The 20,079-nt window shown below is 31.9% G+C and carries 22 protein-coding genes; 18 read left to right on the forward strand and 4 right to left on the reverse strand.

All coding sequences use genetic code 11. The features are described from left to right. Positions 1–85: 85 nt before the first annotated feature. Together A4F88_RS12800 and rlmH are read left to right on the forward strand one after the other, a co-directional pair. Positions 86–388 carry an antibiotic biosynthesis monooxygenase family protein gene (locus tag A4F88_RS12800; protein ID WP_068843010.1) on the forward strand — a complete coding sequence of 101 codons (303 nt, stop codon included), beginning with the start codon at positions 86–88 and terminating at the stop codon, positions 386–388. Positions 389–595: 207 nt separating this feature from the next. Then, on the forward strand, positions 596–1,069 hold the full coding sequence (rlmH, locus tag A4F88_RS12805; protein ID WP_068843011.1) for a 23S rRNA (pseudouridine(1915)-N(3))-methyltransferase RlmH: 474 nt from the start codon (positions 596–598) through the stop codon (positions 1,067–1,069). Positions 1,070–1,103: 34 nt separating this feature from the next. Here rlmH and A4F88_RS12810 read toward each other — a convergent pair whose 3' ends face one another. Both A4F88_RS12810 and folP read right to left on the reverse strand, forming a co-directional pair. Beyond that, the gene (locus A4F88_RS12810) at positions 1,104–1,736 is read right to left on the reverse strand and encodes a hypothetical protein (RefSeq protein ID WP_068843012.1); all 633 of its coding nucleotides are present in this window, start codon (positions 1,734–1,736) and stop codon (positions 1,104–1,106) included. A 49-nt stretch (positions 1,737–1,785) separates the two neighbouring features. Then, positions 1,786–2,610 (reverse strand): dihydropteroate synthase, encoded by an 825-nt coding sequence (folP, locus tag A4F88_RS12815; RefSeq protein ID WP_068843297.1) that lies wholly within the window; start codon positions 2,608–2,610, stop codon positions 1,786–1,788. Between the two features lie 217 nt (positions 2,611–2,827). On the opposite strand from folP, the gene A4F88_RS12820 reads away from it, so the two are divergent. From A4F88_RS12820 to tpiA, 5 genes are all read left to right on the forward strand, one after another. Continuing rightward, positions 2,828–3,367: a DUF1599 domain-containing protein gene (locus A4F88_RS12820; protein ID WP_068843013.1), complete on the forward strand. Its 540-nt coding sequence runs from the start codon at positions 2,828–2,830 to the stop codon at positions 3,365–3,367. A gap of 50 nt (positions 3,368–3,417) precedes the next feature. After that, positions 3,418–4,518 (forward strand): BT_3928 family protein, encoded by a 1,101-nt coding sequence (locus A4F88_RS12825; protein ID WP_068843014.1) that lies wholly within the window; start codon positions 3,418–3,420, stop codon positions 4,516–4,518. Between the two features lie 30 nt (positions 4,519–4,548). Then, entirely contained in the window at positions 4,549–5,214 is a 666-nt protein-coding gene (locus A4F88_RS12830; protein ID WP_068843015.1) for a lipase family protein, read from the forward strand. Between the two features lie 403 nt (positions 5,215–5,617). Continuing rightward, positions 5,618–6,112, forward strand: a complete 495-nt coding sequence (locus A4F88_RS12835; protein ID WP_068843016.1) for a TlpA family protein disulfide reductase — start codon at positions 5,618–5,620, stop codon at positions 6,110–6,112. Between the two features lie 95 nt (positions 6,113–6,207). Next, positions 6,208–6,960 carry a triose-phosphate isomerase gene (tpiA, locus tag A4F88_RS12840; RefSeq protein ID WP_068843017.1) on the forward strand — a complete coding sequence of 251 codons (753 nt, stop codon included), beginning with the start codon at positions 6,208–6,210 and terminating at the stop codon, positions 6,958–6,960. Between the two features lie 142 nt (positions 6,961–7,102). Here tpiA and A4F88_RS12845 read toward each other — a convergent pair whose 3' ends face one another. Both A4F88_RS12845 and A4F88_RS12850 read right to left on the reverse strand, forming a co-directional pair. Next, positions 7,103–9,439 carry a hypothetical protein gene (locus A4F88_RS12845; RefSeq protein WP_068843298.1) on the reverse strand — a complete coding sequence of 779 codons (2,337 nt, stop codon included), beginning with the start codon at positions 9,437–9,439 and terminating at the stop codon, positions 7,103–7,105. Further along, a complete protein-coding gene (locus A4F88_RS12850) occupies positions 9,399–10,535 on the reverse strand; it encodes a hypothetical protein (protein ID WP_068843018.1) in 1,137 nt (378 codons plus the stop codon). The genes A4F88_RS12845 and A4F88_RS12850 overlap by 41 nt, the downstream gene beginning before the upstream one ends. Positions 10,536–10,648: 113 nt before the next feature. On the opposite strand from A4F88_RS12850, the gene prmA reads away from it, so the two are divergent. From prmA to A4F88_RS12905, 11 genes are all read left to right on the forward strand, one after another. Continuing rightward, the gene (gene prmA / locus A4F88_RS12855) at positions 10,649–11,482 is read left to right on the forward strand and encodes a 50S ribosomal protein L11 methyltransferase (RefSeq protein WP_068843019.1); all 834 of its coding nucleotides are present in this window, start codon (positions 10,649–10,651) and stop codon (positions 11,480–11,482) included. Between the two features lie 112 nt (positions 11,483–11,594). Continuing rightward, positions 11,595–11,870, forward strand: coding sequence for an ATP-dependent Clp protease adaptor ClpS (locus A4F88_RS12860; RefSeq protein WP_068843020.1), 276 nt, complete (start codon positions 11,595–11,597; stop codon positions 11,868–11,870). A gap of 116 nt (positions 11,871–11,986) precedes the next feature. Further along, entirely contained in the window at positions 11,987–13,495 is a 1,509-nt protein-coding gene (locus A4F88_RS12865) for a WG repeat-containing protein (RefSeq protein ID WP_162268795.1), read from the forward strand. 137 nt (positions 13,496–13,632) lie between these two features. Continuing rightward, positions 13,633–14,904 carry a sterol desaturase family protein gene (locus A4F88_RS12870; RefSeq protein WP_068843022.1) on the forward strand — a complete coding sequence of 424 codons (1,272 nt, stop codon included), beginning with the start codon at positions 13,633–13,635 and terminating at the stop codon, positions 14,902–14,904. Between the two features lie 7 nt (positions 14,905–14,911). Further along, a complete protein-coding gene (locus tag A4F88_RS12875) occupies positions 14,912–15,592 on the forward strand; it encodes a lysoplasmalogenase (protein ID WP_068843023.1) in 681 nt (226 codons plus the stop codon). Positions 15,593–15,689: 97 nt separating this feature from the next. Beyond that, positions 15,690–16,142, forward strand: coding sequence for a 2-dehydro-3-deoxyphosphooctonate aldolase (locus A4F88_RS12880; protein WP_068843024.1), 453 nt, complete (start codon positions 15,690–15,692; stop codon positions 16,140–16,142). 38 nt (positions 16,143–16,180) lie between these two features. Then, positions 16,181–16,495 carry a hypothetical protein gene (locus A4F88_RS12885; protein ID WP_068843025.1) on the forward strand — a complete coding sequence of 105 codons (315 nt, stop codon included), beginning with the start codon at positions 16,181–16,183 and terminating at the stop codon, positions 16,493–16,495. Positions 16,496–16,946: 451 nt separating this feature from the next. After that, complete coding sequence (gene kdsA / locus A4F88_RS12890) at positions 16,947–17,765, forward strand: 3-deoxy-8-phosphooctulonate synthase (protein WP_068843026.1); 819 nt, start codon at positions 16,947–16,949, stop codon at positions 17,763–17,765. A 19-nt stretch (positions 17,766–17,784) separates the two neighbouring features. Beyond that, complete coding sequence (locus tag A4F88_RS12895) at positions 17,785–18,690, forward strand: hypothetical protein (protein WP_068843299.1); 906 nt, start codon at positions 17,785–17,787, stop codon at positions 18,688–18,690. Between the two features lie 166 nt (positions 18,691–18,856). Then, a complete protein-coding gene (locus A4F88_RS12900; protein WP_068843027.1) occupies positions 18,857–19,534 on the forward strand; it encodes a YiiX family permuted papain-like enzyme in 678 nt (225 codons plus the stop codon). Positions 19,535–19,623: 89 nt separating this feature from the next. After that, positions 19,624–20,076 (forward strand): hypothetical protein, encoded by a 453-nt coding sequence (locus A4F88_RS12905; protein ID WP_068843028.1) that lies wholly within the window; start codon positions 19,624–19,626, stop codon positions 20,074–20,076. Positions 20,077–20,079: the final 3 nt, after the last annotated feature.

A 20,079-nucleotide genomic window follows, 5' to 3' on the forward strand; every position in this document is an offset into this window, starting at 1 on the left:
AAGCGGATTGGCACAGATTTTTTATAATAATATTAAAAAATTAAATCTGCTTAAATCTGTAAAATCTGCGTAAAAAAAATATAATATGATTCTAGAAGCCGCATATCTTTATGTAAAACCAAATTTAGCAACTCAATTTGAAGCTGATTTTGCAAAAGCAAGCCAATACATTTCATCAATTGACGGCTATTTAGGACATCGGTTAGAGAAATGTCTTGAAGTCGAAAATAAGTATCTTTTACTGGTTGACTGGAATACACTTGAAGATCATACAATTGGTTTTAGAACTTCTGAAGCTTATCTCGAATGGAAAAAGATTTTACATCATTATTATGAACCTTTTCCTATCGTAGAACATTTCGAAACGGTTTTTGAGAATAAAAAATAATAAATTGCTTTGCGCATACAATTAAATACATAGAAACACAGATATAATTGTTTCTGTTTAAGATTACAGAAAAAGCAAGCTTTAAAACATAGCTATGTGTATTGCAATTAGGGAAGCGCCTTTTACAAACAAAGAGAAACTATCTCTCTATGTGTTTAAATTAAATTTGTGCTAATTCGAGCAATTCGTGACAAAAAAATAAAACAAATGAACATCAAACTCATCGCAATAGGCAAAACAGATAATAAATCACTTCAGACTTTGATTGATGATTACACCAAACGTTTGTCATTTTATATCAAATTTGATTTGGAGATTATTCCCGATATCAAAAACGTAAAGAATTTATCTGAGAGTCAGCAAAAGGAAAAAGAAGGTGAATTGATTCTTTCTAAACTTTCACCAACCGATCAGTTGATTTTATTGGATGAAAACGGAAAAAACTTCTCCAGTGTCGGTTTTTCTGAAGAATTACAAAAGAAAATGAATTCCGGAATCAAAACTTTGGTTTTCATAATCGGCGGACCTTACGGATTCTCTGATACAGTTTACAGTAAAGCTCAAGGAAAAGTTTCACTTTCACTGATGACTTTTTCGCATCAAATGGTTCGTTTGTTCTTTATCGAACAATTGTATCGCGGATTTACAATTTTACGCAACGAACCTTACCATCATCAGTAAAGGTTAATCGTTAATTTGTTTAATCGAATTCAGCTTAAAAGACGAATTCATCGTCTGTTAGATTCAGTACCGGAAAAGGAAATTTTAAAGTTCTTATCAGGATTTTGCTATTGATATAACCTCCGTAATTTAAATCTTTATCAAAAGAGAACATATATTTATTCGGTTTATCGCAGGGTACATTATCAAGATAATCTTGTAATTTTTCTTTTTGAACCAATACTCCATTTACTAAAATTGAGTTATCTTTTTTAAAATAAACTGTTACGCCAAATTTTGGTTTCTCCATTTTATAATACACTTTCGTGAAAGGTAAAAAAGCTAAATTCTTCCCGATAGAATCTGCGTACGAATAATAATTTTGTGCATCTTCGTTTTTATGAGCGCTGTCTGCACGTTTTTTTTCCTGTAATTTCATTACCTGAGGAATAACTAATTTCAAAGGCAAACGCTTATCAATATTAAAAATCCAGTTGGTAGAAATAATGCTGTTTTTTCTATTTACATCAGCGATTGTATCCTTTCCTTCTGTTTTAAAAAAGATATAAATTGGCGAGAGATCCTGTACCTCTTTTACAACCGTTACGTTTGATTTTGGAAGGAAAACATCTTCTTTTTTTCCACAGGAAAAAAGAAGTAAAACTAAAACTAACGCAATGTATTTCATAAAAAAGCTTTTTTAAAATTTTTAAACACTAATAATTCAAACCCGGCGATTACAATATCATTTTATTAAACAAAGTAACGCATTCTACAGCTTCTTTTACATCATGAACCCGAAGAATCTTCGCCCCTTTTGTCAAAGCAATTGTATTAAGAAACGTTGTTCCGTTTAAAGCTTCCTGAGGTGTAATTCCGAGTGTTTTATAAATCATTGATTTCCTTGAAACACCTGCTAAAACTGGTAATTCAAGTAAATTAAAAAGTTCCATTTTTTGTAAAACTTCATAGTTCTGATCGGTTGTTTTGGCGAACCCAAAACCAGGATCTAGAATCAAATCATTAATTCCGAGACTTCTCGCTTTTTGTACTTTTTCAGAAAAATAAAAAAGCATTTCTTTTACAATATCATCATATTGCGTCAGGCTTTGCATGGTTTGCGGGTTTCCACACATGTGCATCATAATATAAGGCACATTATATTTTGCAATTACATCAAACATTTTATCGTCTAATCCTCCGGCTGCGATATCGTTTATAATCGCTGCGCCACTTTCAATACTCGCTTTTGCCACCTCAGCCCTAAAAGTATCTATAGACAATAATGCTTCAGGAAAATGCTTTAAAATCAGTTCTATTGCAGGAACAATTCGGTCAATCTCCTCTTGTTCTGTAACAAATTCGGCACTTGGTTTACTGGAATAAGCTCCAATATCAATAAATGTCGCTCCTTCTGAAAGCATTTTATCGACCTGAGAAATAATCTCATTTTCATTTTTATATTTTCCTCCGTCAAAGAAAGAATTTGGCGTTACATTCAAAATTCCCATTACTCTAGGAATCGATAAATCTATAAGTTCGCCTTTGCAGTTAATTAGCATTTTCATTTATTTTTTGTTTCAAGTTTGAGGTTTCAAATTGATGCAGATTGTGCAAGTACCAGAACCTGAAACTTGAAACTTTATTTTATTTCAGGTTTTAAGTTGTTACCGTTAACACTTTGTTTAGAAAAAACTTTAAACAAAGAAAACCTGAAACTTGAAACTCTTTAATATTATCCCTATTTTTGAAGAAATTTTAGCAAATATACAGCAATAAATGAAGAATACTTCCCTTGAATTTGATAATGTAATTACGGTTTGCCGTACTTTATTTATCAATAAAATGAAAGATTACGGCAGTGCATGGAGAATATTAAGACTTCCTTCGCTAACGGATCAGATATTCATAAAAGCGCAAAGAATCAGAAGTTTACAGGAAAACGAAACGCGTAAAGTTGATGAAGACGAAAAAGGAGAATTTATCGGAATCATTAACTATTCGATTATGGCTTTGATTCAGTTAGAATTGGGTGTAGTTGATCAGCCTGATCTGGATGTAGAGCAGGCAACTGCATTATACGATGCTAAAGTTAAATTAACCAAGGAATTAATGGAAGCTAAAAACCATGATTATGGTGAAGCCTGGCGCGATATGCGAGTGAGTTCCTTAACAGACTTAATTTTGCAAAAATTACTTCGTGTAAAACAAATTGAAGATAATAAAGGTAAAACTTTAGTTTCTGAAGGTATTGATGCGAATTATCAGGATATGATAAATTATTCTGTTTTTGCTTTAATCCTTGAACCTATCAAATAAATATAAGCCACGAATTAGTTACTATAAATTAGTTACAAAAAATAAAAAACATGAAAAACATTATTACCCAATTCTCAAGATTATTTGTCGGTGTATTATTTATCATTTCCGGATTAATTAAATTAAATGATCCTGTTGGATTCTCGTATAAATTAGCCGAATATTTTAGCGAACCGGTTTTCAATATGCCATTTTTAGAGCCTTTGGCTTTAGGGTTAGCGATATTTTTAGTGATTCTTGAAGTAGTTTTGGGTGTCATGTTACTGGTAGGCTACAAATCAAAATTAACGATCTGGGCTTTATTGTTATTGATCGTTTTCTTTACATTCCTTACCTTTTACTCTGCTTATTTTGATGTGGTAAAAGATTGTGGATGTTTTGGTGATGCTTTACACTTAACACCTTGGCAGTCTTTCTCAAAAGATATCGTTTTATTGTTCTTTATTCTGATTTTATTCATCAATAAAAAATTAGTTAAGCCTTTATTCTCCAATCCTGTAACCAATATCATTACCTATGCAAGTGTCGTTTTGTGTATTTTTATGGCTGTTTGGGTATTGAATCATAATCCAATAAAAGATTTCCGTCCGTATAAAGTGGGAACAAACATCGAAAAAGGAATGGAAATTCCGGAAGGTGCACCAAAATCTGTAGTAGAAATGATTTTTATCTACAAAGTAAATGGTGTTGACAAGGAATTTGCCGAAAAAGATTTAGCAAACATTCCTACAGGTGCTACTTTTGTTGATCGCAAAGACAAGGTAATTACAGAAGGTTATGTACCGCCAATTCACGATTTTACAATGGTTAAAGATGATTCTGATTATAAAGATGAATTATTAAAAGAACCAAAATTATTAGTTTTTGTAACTTACGATCTGACTTTGTCTAATCCTGACGGAATGAAAAAATTAGAAGGTTTAAGCAAAGAAGCTAAAACAAAAGGATACAAAGTAATTGCCATGACAGCTTCAGGAGCAGATGAAATTGCAAAAGCTAAAAAACAATATGGCTTAGATGTCGATTTTTATTTCTGTGACGCTACAGCCTTAAAAACAATCGAAAGAGCAAATCCAAGTATTGTCGTTTTACAAAAAGGGACTGTGATTCAAAAAGTGCATTACAATGACATTAAGGACTTGAAGTTGTAATTTCTAATAAAACATAAATACAAAAGCATAATGAATAAGATTTTTAATTCCATTAATTTTTTACTCATTATGCTTTTTTGCATTTTAGGGTTTAGTCAGGAAAAAGCAACTCATAAAGATCAACGTTATATTTTCTTTCTTCATAATAAATTTATCGAAGAAAATGATTTAAACACCTCACATCCTGAATATGGCAAAGCCGAATACAATGAGATTATCAACTCTTTTAAAAAAGATCATTTTATTGTTTTAAGCGAAATCCGAAGCAAGAATACCGATCCTTCGGCGTATGCAAAAAAAATTGTAACTCAAATTAAGGAGTTGCTTAAAAAAGGAATCACTCCCGATAAAATAACAGTTATCGGAACTTCAAAAGGCGGTTATATTGCCCAATATGTTTCAACTTATTTAGCCAATCCCAATGTGAATTTTGTTTTTATTGGAAGTGTCGGAAAAACAGATGTAGAAGAAATTCCTCAGATTAATTTTTGCGGAAATATTCTAAACATATATGAAAAATCAGATGTATATGGCGTTTCGGCTATCCAAAGAAAAGAATCTTCAAAATTAAAGATCAATCACTTTAAAGAAATAGAACTAAATACCAATCTGAAACATGGTTTTCTGTTCAAGGCTTTAGATGCATGGATTGTACCTTGCAAAAAATGGGCTAATGCCAATTATGAGCTGAATTAAAACTCATAGAAAGAATAGTGAAAAAGTCTTCAATATAATCTGATTCAGAATAAAATATTGAAGGCTTTTTTTATGTTAATCTGACGTTTTTTGTCGGCAAAAAGTTTCTCTTTCTAAAAAAATATCTGTTTTTGTATGTTTCATCAAATTGTATTTTTAAAAAATTGCTAAAAATTGAAGTTTTTAGAAACAACTATTACGTTTTCAGAACTTATTTTTTAACCGATATTTCTTCTTTTTTGATAAAATAAAGGTGTCTTCAAATTTTGTTAATCTCCATTTGGCTTTCGATTTGTTTGTTTAACTTTGTTGGGAAACATAAATTTATGAAATCGCCATGATTCCATATTTCAAAAACAAATGAAGAATGGCGCCTATAAACCATTAAACAAAATATTTTAAAATGAAACAAATAGCTCTTGTCTTAATTGCATTTATTACCTTTTCTTGTTCACAGGCTCAGAAAACAAGTTTTTCAAAAGAAGCATTATCTGAAAAATTATCCGCTACTGACGGAAGTCAGGTTACTTTCAAAAACATTTTAAAAAAATACAAAGGCAAAACACTGGTAATTGAAGTTTGGGCTTCGTGGTGTGGCGACTGTGTAAAAGCAATGCCAAAAGTAAAAGAATTACAAGCTAATAATCCTGATGTTTCTTACCTGTTTCTTTCGGCTGATAAAACAGCTGACAAATGGAAAATTGGAATTGAAAAACACGAATTAAAAGGAGATCATTTTATGATGAACGACGGTATGAAAGGTGTTTTTGGAAAAGCAATAGATTTAGACTGGATTCCGAGATATATCATTGTTGACAAAACAGGAAAAATTGTATTGTACCGTGCTATCGAAACAGATTTTGATAAAATCAATGAAACTTTAAAAGGTTTAAAATAAGACTTCAATATCAATGGCAATGACAGGTTTAAAGTCAATGCCTGCGAAAACTTCATAAAAACAAAAAATTAAAAGAATAAATAAAAACTACCAAAATGAGAAAAAAGATTGTTGCAGGAAACTGGAAAATGCATAAAAATGCAGGACAAACTCAAGAATTATTAAGTGAATTAATTGCAAAAATACCAGCACAAACTACTGCACAAGTAATTGTTGCACCAACATTTGTAAACTTACAGGCAGCGGTTGCTCAATTAGAAAACACTACTATTGGTGTTGCTGCTCAAAACGTTCACCAGGCTGAAGGTGGTGCTTTTACAGGAGAAATCTCTGCAGATATGTTAACTAGTATTGGCGTAAACACGGTAATTCTTGGTCACTCTGAGCGTAGAGCTATTTTTCATGAAACTGACGCTTTGATCGCAAATAAAGTAGATACTGCTTTGAAACATGACATGACCGTAATTTTCTGTTTTGGAGAAGAATTAAAAGACCGTCAATCAGACAATCATTTCAATATTGTTGAAAATCAATTACGTGACGGTTTATTTCATATTGCAAAAGAATCATGGGCAAAAGTGGTTTTAGCATATGAGCCGGTTTGGGCTATTGGAACGGGAGAAACTGCTTCACCGGAGCAAGCTCAGGAAATGCATGAATTTATCAGAGAAACTATCCGTAAAGCTTTTGGGGCTGATATCGCTGATGAAGTTTCAATATTGTATGGTGGTTCTGTTAAACCGGATAATGCAAAAGAAATTTTCTCTAAACCAGACGTAGACGGTGGTTTAATTGGTGGTGCTGCTTTAAAAGCAGATGACTTTTTAGCTATTGTTACTGCAATCTAAAAAAATCCAGCATAGATTAAAAATAATAAAAGCGTTCGCATTAGCGAACGTTTTTTTTACCATATAAGCAATATAAGTTCATTTAAAGTTTTTGCGCTAAGTCAGGATTAAATTTTCTTATATTGCTTATATGGTGAAAAAATTAATTTATAAATGATTCTAATAAAGGACAATTGTATTTTTTAAACGTTGGCGTTGTTTTGTAAACCGAATAAAAATTAAACAGCTCCTTCCCTGCCTTAAACGGATTCTTTTCTGCTTCTTCAGATGAAATAATACTTGCATAATGATTGTAATAATTACATTCAAAAATCATTAAACTTGCCATGGCTTTTTCATTCCTATTTTTAGACATTTTTAATGCTTTCTCGTAATAAAACTTAGCCATCTTTAAATTGTAATAATTCCCTTTTTGATATGTTTTTTCATTTTCGGTATTGTCTCCATATGTATAATCCACATACGATTCTCCTGATGACCAGTCGTATGCCAGCATCATCCAGGAATTTCCCTGATAGGAAACATTAAAATAAGCATGTGCCAATTGTAAATTACTGGTTGCTGTGTTTTGCTTTTTCAGCTGAATCAGTTTTGCCAGGAATTCGGCCTTATTAAAACGATAATTAAATTTTCGTTCTTCATATCTCTGTAGAATTTTTGGCAAAAACGGATTTTCGTTCAAATAGTTTTTATACTCATAATTCTTTTCCCAAAAGTCTTCTGGCATACTTGCAAAGGTTTCGTAAGCCAATTCTAAATTGTTGTTTCTAAAAGCGATCGTTCCTTTTAGATCTTTATAATAATTTATGTTTGAAGCTATGGTTCCGGAACAAATGTATTTTTCAAAAGGCGTTTTATCTTCTTTTTGCTGTAATGCCATCAAACGATCCATATCTTCAACTGTTGCACTTCTGTCAAAATAACCAATATACGTATAAAAATAAGGGCTTCCATAATCAAAGTATCCTCCTTCGTTTTTGAGATCAGATTTCATCATTAATAACCCTGCCGTAACGCGATCGCCTTGTTTAGCAAAATCTGCACTTGCAATTCGGTACAAACTGTATAAATTCTTGAATAATCCGTTATCTTTTTCAACCAGACTTTCGACTGAATCGAAGTATTTAAAAAGTTGGTCCTGAACTTTTTCATTTTTTAAATCATCCTGTTTTAATGAAACCAGCGCCAACTGAATGTTTTTTTGCATTTGTATGGATGTATTGGCGTTAGCTGAGATCATATTGGTATACTTTTTACCCAATTCAGCATCATCGCCAATAAAACAAAGCTGAGCGATTGCTGCAGTAATATAATCTTTTTGTTCTCCTGATGTTTGCTCGCGAATCGAAATCAAAAAGTATTCAAGTTCTCTTAAATACAAAATGTCTTTGTTCAGGTTTTCTTCTTTTGCTTTTGCATAATTTTCATACCAGGAATCTCTGTCAAACACAACCGAAGGACTTCCTTCATTGGTGTATTGTGGTGTAAAAATCCAGTCTTCGAGTTTATTGATTTCTCTTCCAATCAAAAAACTCAAATTAACACTATTGGGGCTCAGTTTGTAAACTTCCTGAATGGTTTTTAAATCCGGACCGGGATTACGAAAACTCCCGATTGAAAGAATCACGCTTCGTTCTTCATCATTTTGGGCTAAAGCCAAAGTTTCTGTCGTTAATTTGAAGTTATAATGCTGTAAAACGGCAAATGACTTTTCTTCGCAAGTCGCAAATACTTTACTTAACAAATAGTTTTGTAAAGGTAAATTATCTAGACACAACGCTTTATAATACAAAGCCCAGGGCTCTAAAATAGTGTTTTTGTTATCTGTAAAATACGTATCATACAAACGAATCACTTCTTCTTTATTTTGAGCATAAAAACTATATCTCAAAATCAAAAACGCATATCGCTGTTTCAGGAACGGATCTTTTGCTGTTTTAATTTTCTTTTCAAAATCATTTACATTGGCCAGCTGATGATCTTTACTTTGATACCCTATCTGGCTCCAGGATTCCCATTTTACATCAGGATTGCTGTTGTATTCAAGCGTTTTTGCAAACAACATATAATTTAGTAAAGCTTTATTTTTAGGCTTTAATAGAGCTTCTATAAAAGTATTGTTCTCAAATACTTTTTTTAATGATTTGGTTTCGTAAGCCGTTTCAAATTGTTCTCCGTCTGTTTCGTATAAAATTATATGAACATCTTTTGGATTAATAGAATTACCAAGCTTCTTTTTCCATTCTAAGCAGTTTAATTCCTGATCGACAGTCGAAATGTTATCGGTAAAATAGTAATAATCTGCCGAATAGTAAAAAGGTGTCAATTTAAAAAAACCTTCCCGCTGTGCTTTAAACAAAGCCAATCGGGTTGTTTCTGCCGAAGCTCCCCAGCCACAGGCAAATGAAACCTGAAAGCTTAAAACCAAAAGTAAACTACTAAAAACTCTCATAATATTTTGATATATTTTGGGTTCCATAATCATTAATGTATTTTTTATCAAAAGAGAAAAATGTGACTTTTGTCTGGTTGTCAATTTGTATTTTGTTTTTTACAATCGAAATCATTTTTTCCAGTTCATCTTCAGAGATTTTTTCAATTCTAATCTCATCTCCGTTTCGCAGATAAGTTTGTCCAACCAGAATATCATCTTTCAAAACATATTTGGAGTCTGATACTTTTTTTAGCTTAATGGTATCATTTCGCAATTCATCATAATCTGATAAAATTCCTTTAAACTGATTTCCTCTAAAAACCACTGCCCAACTGTACAATGGCAAAGCAATATCCAGTTTTAATTTGTACTTGTCGTGTGTGATATATTGTGCCAGTTCGTCGCTGGTTCCTATCGAATTTTTAGTTTTAAAATCGTCCGGTTTTGTTAGATTATAACACATCAACAAACCTTTATCAACTGGCGGAATTCCGGCTTTTTCGGCATATTTATATTGCCATAGGCGAATTGTAGCAGCAAGTTTTGCAGTTGGAATTTCCTTTTTGATTTGCTTCAATAAATAAAAATAATTCTTTTGGGATTTTTCTGTCCAGTCACAATCAATTAAAATCTCTTTAAAATCAACTTTTAATTTTGCCAGTTCAATCGATTTTACCGAGTCATAATTTATACTTTTTCTATTCTCCTGCTTGTAATAATCTTCGGGATAAGCAATTTCTTCGGCAGCTTTACTTGCTTTATTTTCATTTATCTGCATTCCGATTTGTTTCACACGTTTTGCAATTCGCGCCGCCAGACTATCCAATTGTTTGTTATCAGATTGTAAAACAACTTCGTTTGTTATAAAAATACTTGGCGTAATTTCAGGATTATTCCTATTCAGCCTTATATCCTTAATTGTGGCAACAGGCAGAGGTTCTTTGGCATACGGATTCCAGTCGACATCAAAAAAGCGAACATACATATGCTGCATTTTCAAATTCTTAATCAGTGAATCGTCTTGTTTATCGAAATTCAGATCTGTTTTCCAGTAACAAAATGATCTTATGACTTCGTGCTCTTTCTCACAAGTTGCTCCATTAAGTATCACAAAGAGCAAAATAAAAACGATATTCTTCATATTTTAAAAAACCTTACAAATTCAAGTCAAAATTAACACTAATATATGTAAGGATCTTGATTATTTATGAACAACTTCTACTTTGTATTCTTACCTTTGCAAAAAATTTATTTATGTCGAATATATATTTAGGATACCATTTTACAATTGAGCCAAAAGAATTGGGTTCAGAAATTTTAGTTGCTGAATTAGGCGAAAAAGCGTTTGAAAGTTTTACAGAAACTGAAAACGGAATTTCGGCTTTTGTAAAGAAAGATTTATGGGATGAGAATATTCTGGATGACATTTATATTTTAGGATCTGAAGAGTTTAAAATTGAATATACAATTGAAGAAATCGATCAGGTAAACTGGAACGAAGAGTGGGAAAAGAATTTTGAAGCGATCGATGTAGACGGTAAATGTCATGTTCGTGCTCCTTTTCATGAAAAAACTGATGCTGAATTTGATATCGTGATCGAACCTAAAATGAGTTTTGGAACCGGACATCACGAAACTACTCATATGATGATTCAGCATTTATTAGAAATGGATGTTCAGGGCTTAAAAACGCTTGATATGGGCTGCGGAACTGCGATTTTAGCCATTTTAGCCGAAATGAAAGGTGCTCAGCCAATTGATGCTATTGATATTGATAACTGGTGTTACTTAAATTCAATTGAAAATGCTGAACGCAATAATTGCAAACACATTACCGTTTATGAAGGCGATGCGGCTTTATTGGCCGGCAAAAAATACGATTTGATTATTGCCAATATCAACCGTAATATCCTGTTGAACGATATGCAGAGTTATGTTGATGCCTTAAATCCAAAAGGTATTATACTTTTTAGCGGTTTTTATGAAGAAGACATTCCTTTTATTGATGCTTCATGTACAGAAAAAGGATTGACTTATGTTAAAAAATTTCAAAGAAACAACTGGGTTTCATTAAAATACGTAAATTAGATACTTGATTATCTGACCATTAAACAGAGAAATATTGATTTATTTTTTTAAGAATCTATTTCATCTGTAACAAAGAAAATTAGTAATTACAACAGTACAAAAACTTAGAAAAATGAGTACTAAAGAAAAAGTAAGAGAAAGAGTTAGAGAAAAGGAAGCGACAGTTTTCAATAACGAAATCATTGTTTATAATGATGATGTAAACACTTTTGATCACGTAATTGATACTTTAATGCGTGTTTGTAACCACACGCCTGAACAAGCTGAGCAATGTTCCTTAATTGTACATTACAACGGAAAATGCACTGTAAAAACAGGGCCAATTGACAAATTAAAACCTCAATGCACGCAACTTCTGGAAGCTGGATTAAGCGCAGAAATTGTTTAATTACAAATAATAAAAACAGCATTCTATTTTGTTCTTAACCCGGATAAAATAGAATGCTGTTTTTTTATACCTATTTTATAAGTTTTGATGTGTGTTATTTATTAAAAGTAAGAATTATGAAAATGTTCAGGATTTTTCTATTACTATTTCCGCTGCTATCGATATGTCAGCCAAAATTTAATCCTATTCGGGAACAATTAACTACAAGTAAAAAATATGAATACGTTTATAATTTTGAAAATAATTATGCCGCATTCAGAACTTTTAAAGGAAAAATGGGATTGATTGACAGTACAGGAAATGTAGTCATTAAACCCAATTATGAGTTTATTAATAACAAACCGGAACTTAAAAACTTATATGAAGCCGGTATTTCGATCCATAAAAAATATAAAAGAGGTTTTATAGATCTAAAAAGCAATATCAGAATTCCTTTTGAATACGAGGATGTTTACTATTTTGGAAACGGTCTTATCAGAGTTTCAAAAAATAATAAAACCGGCGTTTTAGACACTTTAAACAGGATTGTACTGCCATTAAAGTTCGATTATATCATGGCACAAGATGGAATTTTGTTTGTTCAGACGATTAATACAATTGACCTTTTTGACTCAACAGGAAAACAAATAACCCGTTTTAAAGCAAAAGATATTGACTATTTTAAAGATCACAGAGCCATTGTTACACTTCAAAACAGCACTAAATTAATAATTGATAATCAGGGAAAAGTAGTTTTGAGTCCTGTAAAAAACCATCAATTTGAAAAGGTAATTAATTCAGATTCTTTTCTCATTCGTAATACGCTCACCAACAAAAAAGGCATCATAAATTCGTTGGGAGAATACGAAATCGAATGTAAATACGATGACATCATCACCGATAAATCAATTTATATTGTAAAGAACAAACTCAAATATGGCTTGGTTACTCCAAAAGATTCTGTTTTAAAACCATTAATTTATGATGCCATTTATGCCGCAAATTACAACGATGATACTCTTTTTAAAAATCAGTTTCTGGCTAAAAAAGGAGATCTTGAAGGTATTATAGATCCCTTCTCAGAAAAAGATATAATTCCTTGCCAGTATAAAAACATACAAACGTTTTCTAATTTCTATGTTGTAACAAACTCAAACGATAAAAATGGTTTGTTCTCTGAAAAGGGAGAAGTTGTTATCGACGAGAATTATGATTTTTATGCCATTGCTCAAAACAAAATTTTTGCGACTAAAAATGATAAAAAATATCTCCTGACTATTCTAGAGAACACCTATTCTGAAATCGAAATTCCTGTTGATGAGTTTGCAAGAAAAAAACTTTTTTATAACGGTTTTATCAAAAGTAAATATCAGATTTTTAAAACCGGAAATCAATTTGGTGTGATGAGTAACCAAAACAAAATTGTAATTCCATGTGAGTTTGATGCAATTGAGAACATCTACACTTCCTCTGAATTTGTTGTGAAGAAAAATAACAAATATGGTGTTGTAAACACAAAAAACGAGGTGCTTTTACCTGTAAAATATGACTCTTACAACATTATAAAAGAATCTATTAAGTTTGAAAATAAAGGTCAGAAAGAAATAAAACATTATGCTGTAAATTTTTCTCAGGACACAGAATAGACAGTGTTTTCTTAGCTAACTAAAAAAATAGTAATCAAATCGCTACCTCCTTATTAAAAAGTAAATTGTTTACTTACAAATAATTTAAAATGCATCCTATTTTATTTTATATTTGAATAAAATAGAATGTTTATTTTATGGAAGAATATGGAAAGATATTGATAATCGCAACGCCTATTTTTTTAGTTTTAATTATAATTGAAAAAATATACGGCATTTACAAAAAGGACGATACTGCACCTTTGATCGATAGCGTGTCCAGTATTAGTTCAGGAATTACCAATTCTGTTAAAGATGTTTTAGGATTAAGCCTTACTTTTATTTCTTATGAATGGATGGTTTCTAAAATCGCCCTGTTTCATCAGGAAGCAAATGTTCTCTCCTATTGCATTGCCTTTTTTGTTATCGACTTTTATGGCTACTGGAGCCATCGCTGGGCGCATCAAATCAATCTTTTCTGGAACAAACATGCTATTCATCACAGCAGCGAAGAGTTTAATCTTGCCTGTGCTTTACGTCAGCCTATTGCGAGTTTAGCCAATTTATTTACCTTTTTACTTATTCCGGCAGCTTTACTAGGGGTTCCTGCCTCAGTAATTGCGATTACTTTACCGCTTCATTTATTCCTGCAATTTTGGTATCATACCAAACACATTAAAAAAATGGGCTTTCTGGAATATATACTTGTTACACCATCGCATCATCGAGTACATCACGCCATAAACCCCGAATATCTGGACAAAAACCATTCGCAGATTTTTATTTTCTGGGATAAGCTTTTTGGTACTTTCCAGGCTGAATTAGATGACGTTCCGCCTATTTTTGGTATCACAAGACCGGCACATACCTGGAACCCGATCCGTATTAATTTTCAGCATTTAACTTTACTGATAAAAGATGCCTGGAGATCTGAAAACTGGAAAGATAAATTTACAATCTGGTTCAGGCCAACGGGCTGGCGACCTGAAAATTTTGAAGAAAAATATCCTGTAAACAAAATCGAAAATGTTTTTGATTTTGATAAATATGGCACACAAAACTCACAAAAGCTAATTTATTGGTCTGTTGCACAAGTTTTAATCACGCTTTTGTTTGTAACATATCTATTTGACAATATTGCCAAAATTGGCTTGCCCAATATTTTTATTTATGGCTTTTTTATTCTGATAACGATTTATAGTTACACAGAGTTAATGGACAAAAGTAAATATGCCATTTTTTGGGAAGGTTTACGTTTTATGATTGCTATTGGAATTATAGCCTATTACGGAGACTGGTTTGGCTTAAATCGTGTTTTTTCTGCAAGTAATTATATTATTTTAGGTTATTTAAGTCTTTCGTTTTTGATAACGATTTACTTTGTAACTATTGATTTTAAAACCATCCAAACCCAACCAATAAATTCATAAACCGCTTATGAAAAATACTGCATTTTTTAAAATCTATATTGTATTTAGCATTTTATATCTCATTGTGCTCCTTTCCGGATATGAAAATCTGGATTTATTTTTAAAACCAATTTTGATTCCGTTATTAGGATTTGGCGTTTATTTTCGCCAAAAATTCCCCTCAAAAAATATTCTTTTAACCGCATTGCTTTTTTCCTGGATTGGAGATGTTATTTTACTTTTTGCCGATATAGGCGAAATCTACTTTATTCTGGGACTGGTGTCTTTTTTAATTGCTCACATTACTTATTGTGTGTTGTTTAACAAGCAAATTACCGGAGAAATACAGATCAACAAGCCTCTTTTTGGAATTGGAAGTCTTGTTATTGCATTCTATTTAGTTGGAATGATTTATGTTTTGATGCCTTCTTTAGGCGATTTAAAAATTCCTGTAATTGTGTATGCCGCAGTAATTTCGACCATGCTTTTATTTGCTTTTAACGGGTATTTAATCTGGCAGAAAAACGGTGCTTTATACATTTTTTTGGGTGCAGCCGTATTTGTTGTTTCGGATAGTATTCTGGCAGTCAATAAATTTCATACTGCAATTCAAAAAAGTTCATTTTTCATTATGCTCACTTATCTTGTGGCACAATATCTGATTGTAATTGGTGTTTTAAAACTAAATTCAAAGAACGTTGAAAACTAATTTTTCGCAAGAAGACTTTACAGATTTAACAGGTTTTTAAAATCTTTTAAGCTGTAGATAAAAACGTTTACTTTTGTAATACCAATAACCATAAACCATGAAAAAAATAGCTCTTTTTATCATTTTGATGCTTACTGCAACATCTTGTGTCAGTACAAGATCAACCTTAAAAAATGTTGATGATAATGCTCCTGATTTAGTTTTAAAAAAGGACAATACTTTTGTGATTACACTTTTCAGCACCGATAAAAAATACGGTTATGACCCTGATTATCCGGTTAATATTTTTTTTAGAAATACTAAGGATGAAGCTTTAAATGAAACTCGTTTTTTAAATGCTCTTGCTGGTCCAAACGGTGAAAAAATAACCTATACCCGACTTGAAACCTGTTGTCCCTTTCCTACCAAAAGAAGTGATATGGGAGCCGGATTTTTAAATGTCTACGAATTGAAATGGGAAGGTCAAAAAAAGCCCATAAAACTTTATTTGAATATTTATGAAAAAGGAATTTTAATGGTTCCGATGGGATTGAGACTGAAGGACAATTAGATTTTCATACATAAAACTTTTATTTAAGAATTAAATTTATGTACGGAACATCTCCTTTTATTTTAATTATTCTGCCATTGCTCTTTCAGCTAATATATGGCCGAAAAGCAATTGGTGAAACCATTTCATTACAATTTGGAATGGTATGCCTTATTAGTTTTATTCTACAAATCATTTTGTCAATTGTATCGTTTTATATTGCTTCATACAATTTTGCAGAAAGTATGAAAGAAACTCCTTATCGATGCGGAATGGGATTATTGGGAATTATTACTCTTGACTTTCTTCTTATTATTATTCTTATAGTAATCATGATTATTCAGTATTTTATAAAAAGATCTTACGAAAAGTAAAAGATCTTATTTTACAATATCTCACTTCTCTATGGAGAGCTTCACGCCCGTGTCCAAAATCTAAATCAGCACTAAATATTAAGTCTGGAAAAAAATTGTAAAATAGAAAAGCACCACGATTACTATAATATGACAAATGTCATTTAATGGTTTCTTTCGATATCTTAATATTGCTTTTTATTTAACATTTATGATTACACAAAATTTTCTATTCGATTTTATAATGCCACAGCATTTTTAGCCCTGATAGAAGCGAAAATCATTTATTGAGAAAGCCTGTTTTTTCCGGTATTTACAGAGCGACCGGAGGAAGCTCCTGTAAAGGCCAGGAAAAAAGGATTTGGAGATAAATATTGCAGCGGATAGCAGGATAAGCTTCTTAAAAAAAACTTAAATCTTAATCTGCTATTCATAAATCATAACTACCTTTGCGCTGTCAAAAAATCATATTATGAACATACAACATATTCCACAAATTAAGCATACTGAAAGCGGTAATTTCTTTTTATTGGCGGGGCCTTGCGCTATCGAAGGAGAAGAAATGGCTCTAAGAATTGCTGAAAAATTAGTTGGTATTACCGACAAACTTGAGATTCCTTATGTATTTAAAGGATCATTTAAAAAAGCAAACCGTTCCAGAATTGATAGTTTTTCAGGAATTGGTGACGAAAAAGCATTAAAAATTTTAAGAAAAGTTTCAGAAACTTTTCACATTCCAACCGTAACAGATATTCATACTAATGAAGATGCTGATATGGCTGCACAATATGTAGATGTTTTGCAAATCCCTGCATTTTTAGTACGTCAGACTGATTTGGTTGTTGCTGCGGCAAATACCGGAAAAGTGGTCAACCTGAAAAAAGGACAATTTATGAGTCCGGAAAGCATGAAACACGCGGTGCAAAAAGTATTGGATTGCCATAACGAGAATGTAATCGTTACAGATCGTGGTACTATGTTTGGCTACCAGGACATGATTGTTGATTACAGAGGAATTCCTACTATGCAGCAATATGCGACTACGGTTCTTGATGTAACGCACTCTTTGCAACAACCTAACCAAACGGCTGGTGTTACAGGCGGAAGACCTGATATGATCGAAACTGTAGCCAAAGCGGGTATCGCTGTAGGTGTTGATGGTATTTTTATCGAAACTCATTTTGATCCTGCAAATGCTAAAAGTGATGGTGCCAACATGTTACATTTAGATTATTTTGAAGGCTTAATGACCAAGTTGGTTGCTATCAGAAAAACAGTTAACTCATTTTAATTTTTTAATACTATTTTCATTGAAAACAAATATTTTATTTTTCTTCTTGTTGTGTTTCTCTGTAAACACATTTGCTCAGGAAGAAATCGCAGTACAAAGATACACTGCACATAACAAAGGAAAATTCTTCGTTTCATGGGGAGGAAACAGAGACAGTTACACTAAATCTGATGTAAATTTCAGAGGTAAGGATTACAACTTTACGGTTGCGGATATGAAAGCTCATGATAAACCTAAAGGATGGCATGTTGACTATGTAAATCCGGTAAACATGACGATTCCGCAAACTAACTTTAGAATGGGATATTTCATTAGCGACCATTACAGTGTTTCGATTGGCTGGGACCACATGAAGTATGTGATGACCCAAAATCAAACGGCGAATGTTACCGGTAATATTAATTTACCTGCTGATCAGGCTGGATCTTATTACAATGGAGTATATAATAATACACCTGTAGATATGTCTCAACATGGTGCTATTGAAGGCGGTTATGATAAAGGTGTTGCTCAGGGAAATCCTCCTGCTTTTTTAATGTACGAACATACAGATGGTTTGAACTATATTAATACTGAGGTTTCCAGACATGACGATATTTCGAAATTGTTTGGTTTACCTAATACAGATAAAGTTCAGATTAACTTAACTGAAGGTTTAGGAGTTGGAGTTTTATATCCAAAAACAAATACAACTTTATTAGGAATGGAACGTCATGATGATTTTCATATTTCCGGATATGGTTTATCTGCAAAAGCCGGAATTAACTTTACTTTCTTCAAATATTTCTATATTCAGGGAGAGCTAAAAGGTGGTTACATCAACATGCAGGATATTAGAACTACACAAAGTAATGATGATAAAGCTTCGCAGGATTTCTTCTTTTTTCAAAGAATTATTGCTGTGGGCGGGATTTTCAGAATCTAATATTTCGTAAAAAAATATTCAAAAAAATAGCTATCATTTATTTGGTAGCTATTTTTTTTATTATTTACTTTGTAATTCAAAGTTCTTTTTGATTTAGTTAAAATATTTAAAAATAATAATTGACCTAAAACTTTATAAAGTACTTTTAGCATTCAATTTTAAAAAGATGAAAAAACAAAAATACCTGTTTCTTGGAATTACATTTCTGTTGAGTTTTGGCTGTGCATTGTTTGTAGCAATGTCTGTTTTTCCAAACAATCCGTTTTCAAAGACTAAAACAGAAAATACAATTCTAAGCAAGCTTAAAAATGGCGATATCATTTTTCAGACTTCTCAGTCTCCACAGTGCGAAGCAGTACGTATTGCTACTAATTCTAAGTTTTCTCATTGTGGTATTATTTACAATATGAACGGGAAATGGTATGTTTTTGAAGCGGTTCAGCCTGTAAAACTTACTCTTTTTGAAGATTGGACTGCGCATGGAAAGGACAGCAAATATGTCGTTAAAAGATTAAAAAATGCTGATACCGTTTTGACGCCTGAAGTGCTCGAAAAGATGAAAGATTATAGTCACCAGTTTAACGGAAAAGAATATGATGCCTACTTTGAATGGACAGATACAAGAATTTACTGTTCTGAATTAGTCTGGAAAATCTATAAAAATGCAGCCGGAATTGAACTTTCGAAATTAAGAGAACTGAAAGATTTTAATTTAAGCGATCCAAGAGTTCAGAAGATATTAAAAGAAAGATATGGCAACGAAATACCTCTTGAAGAAAAAGTGGTTGCCCCTGTTGATCTCGCCAATTCAGACTTGCTTAAAACGATTATTGACAATTACTAAAAATCTATAAAAAGCTAATCTTTAAACCTGTTAGCTTTTTTCTTTAATTATTTACTTTGAATTTCAAAGAACTTTTAAAAATAAACTTTATGAAAGATTATTGTTTTGAAAAATTGTACGAGTCCAGTAAAGAGCCTTATCAAAAATATTTTAAGAAAAACGAATCCTGGAAAATTAAAAAGGAGGAATTGATGAGCTATCCTCAAAATAGTTTAGGATTTGGTTTAGGCAATTTTCTATACAAGAATAATTTTGATATTCAGGAAAAATTGGAAGATCATGATGTTATGCATGTTTTGACCAACACAGGAGTTTCTGTTTATGAAGAAATTGGAATGCAGTATTATCTTTTAGGAAATGGAAAAAAAAGCCTTTACTTATTTCTGGTTATAACAACTAGTACACTCTTTTATCCAACACAAATAAAATATTTCATACAGCAATACAAAAGAGGAAAACAAGCACTTCCGTTTCATTATCTGGATTTTTCGAAAATGCTTTTTATGCCTGTTAAATCTATTCAACAAGCTTTTAAAATTTAAATT

The organism is Flavobacterium chilense (genome assembly GCF_001602525.1).
GTDB classification, from domain to species: domain Bacteria; phylum Bacteroidota; class Bacteroidia; order Flavobacteriales; family Flavobacteriaceae; genus Flavobacterium; species Flavobacterium chilense.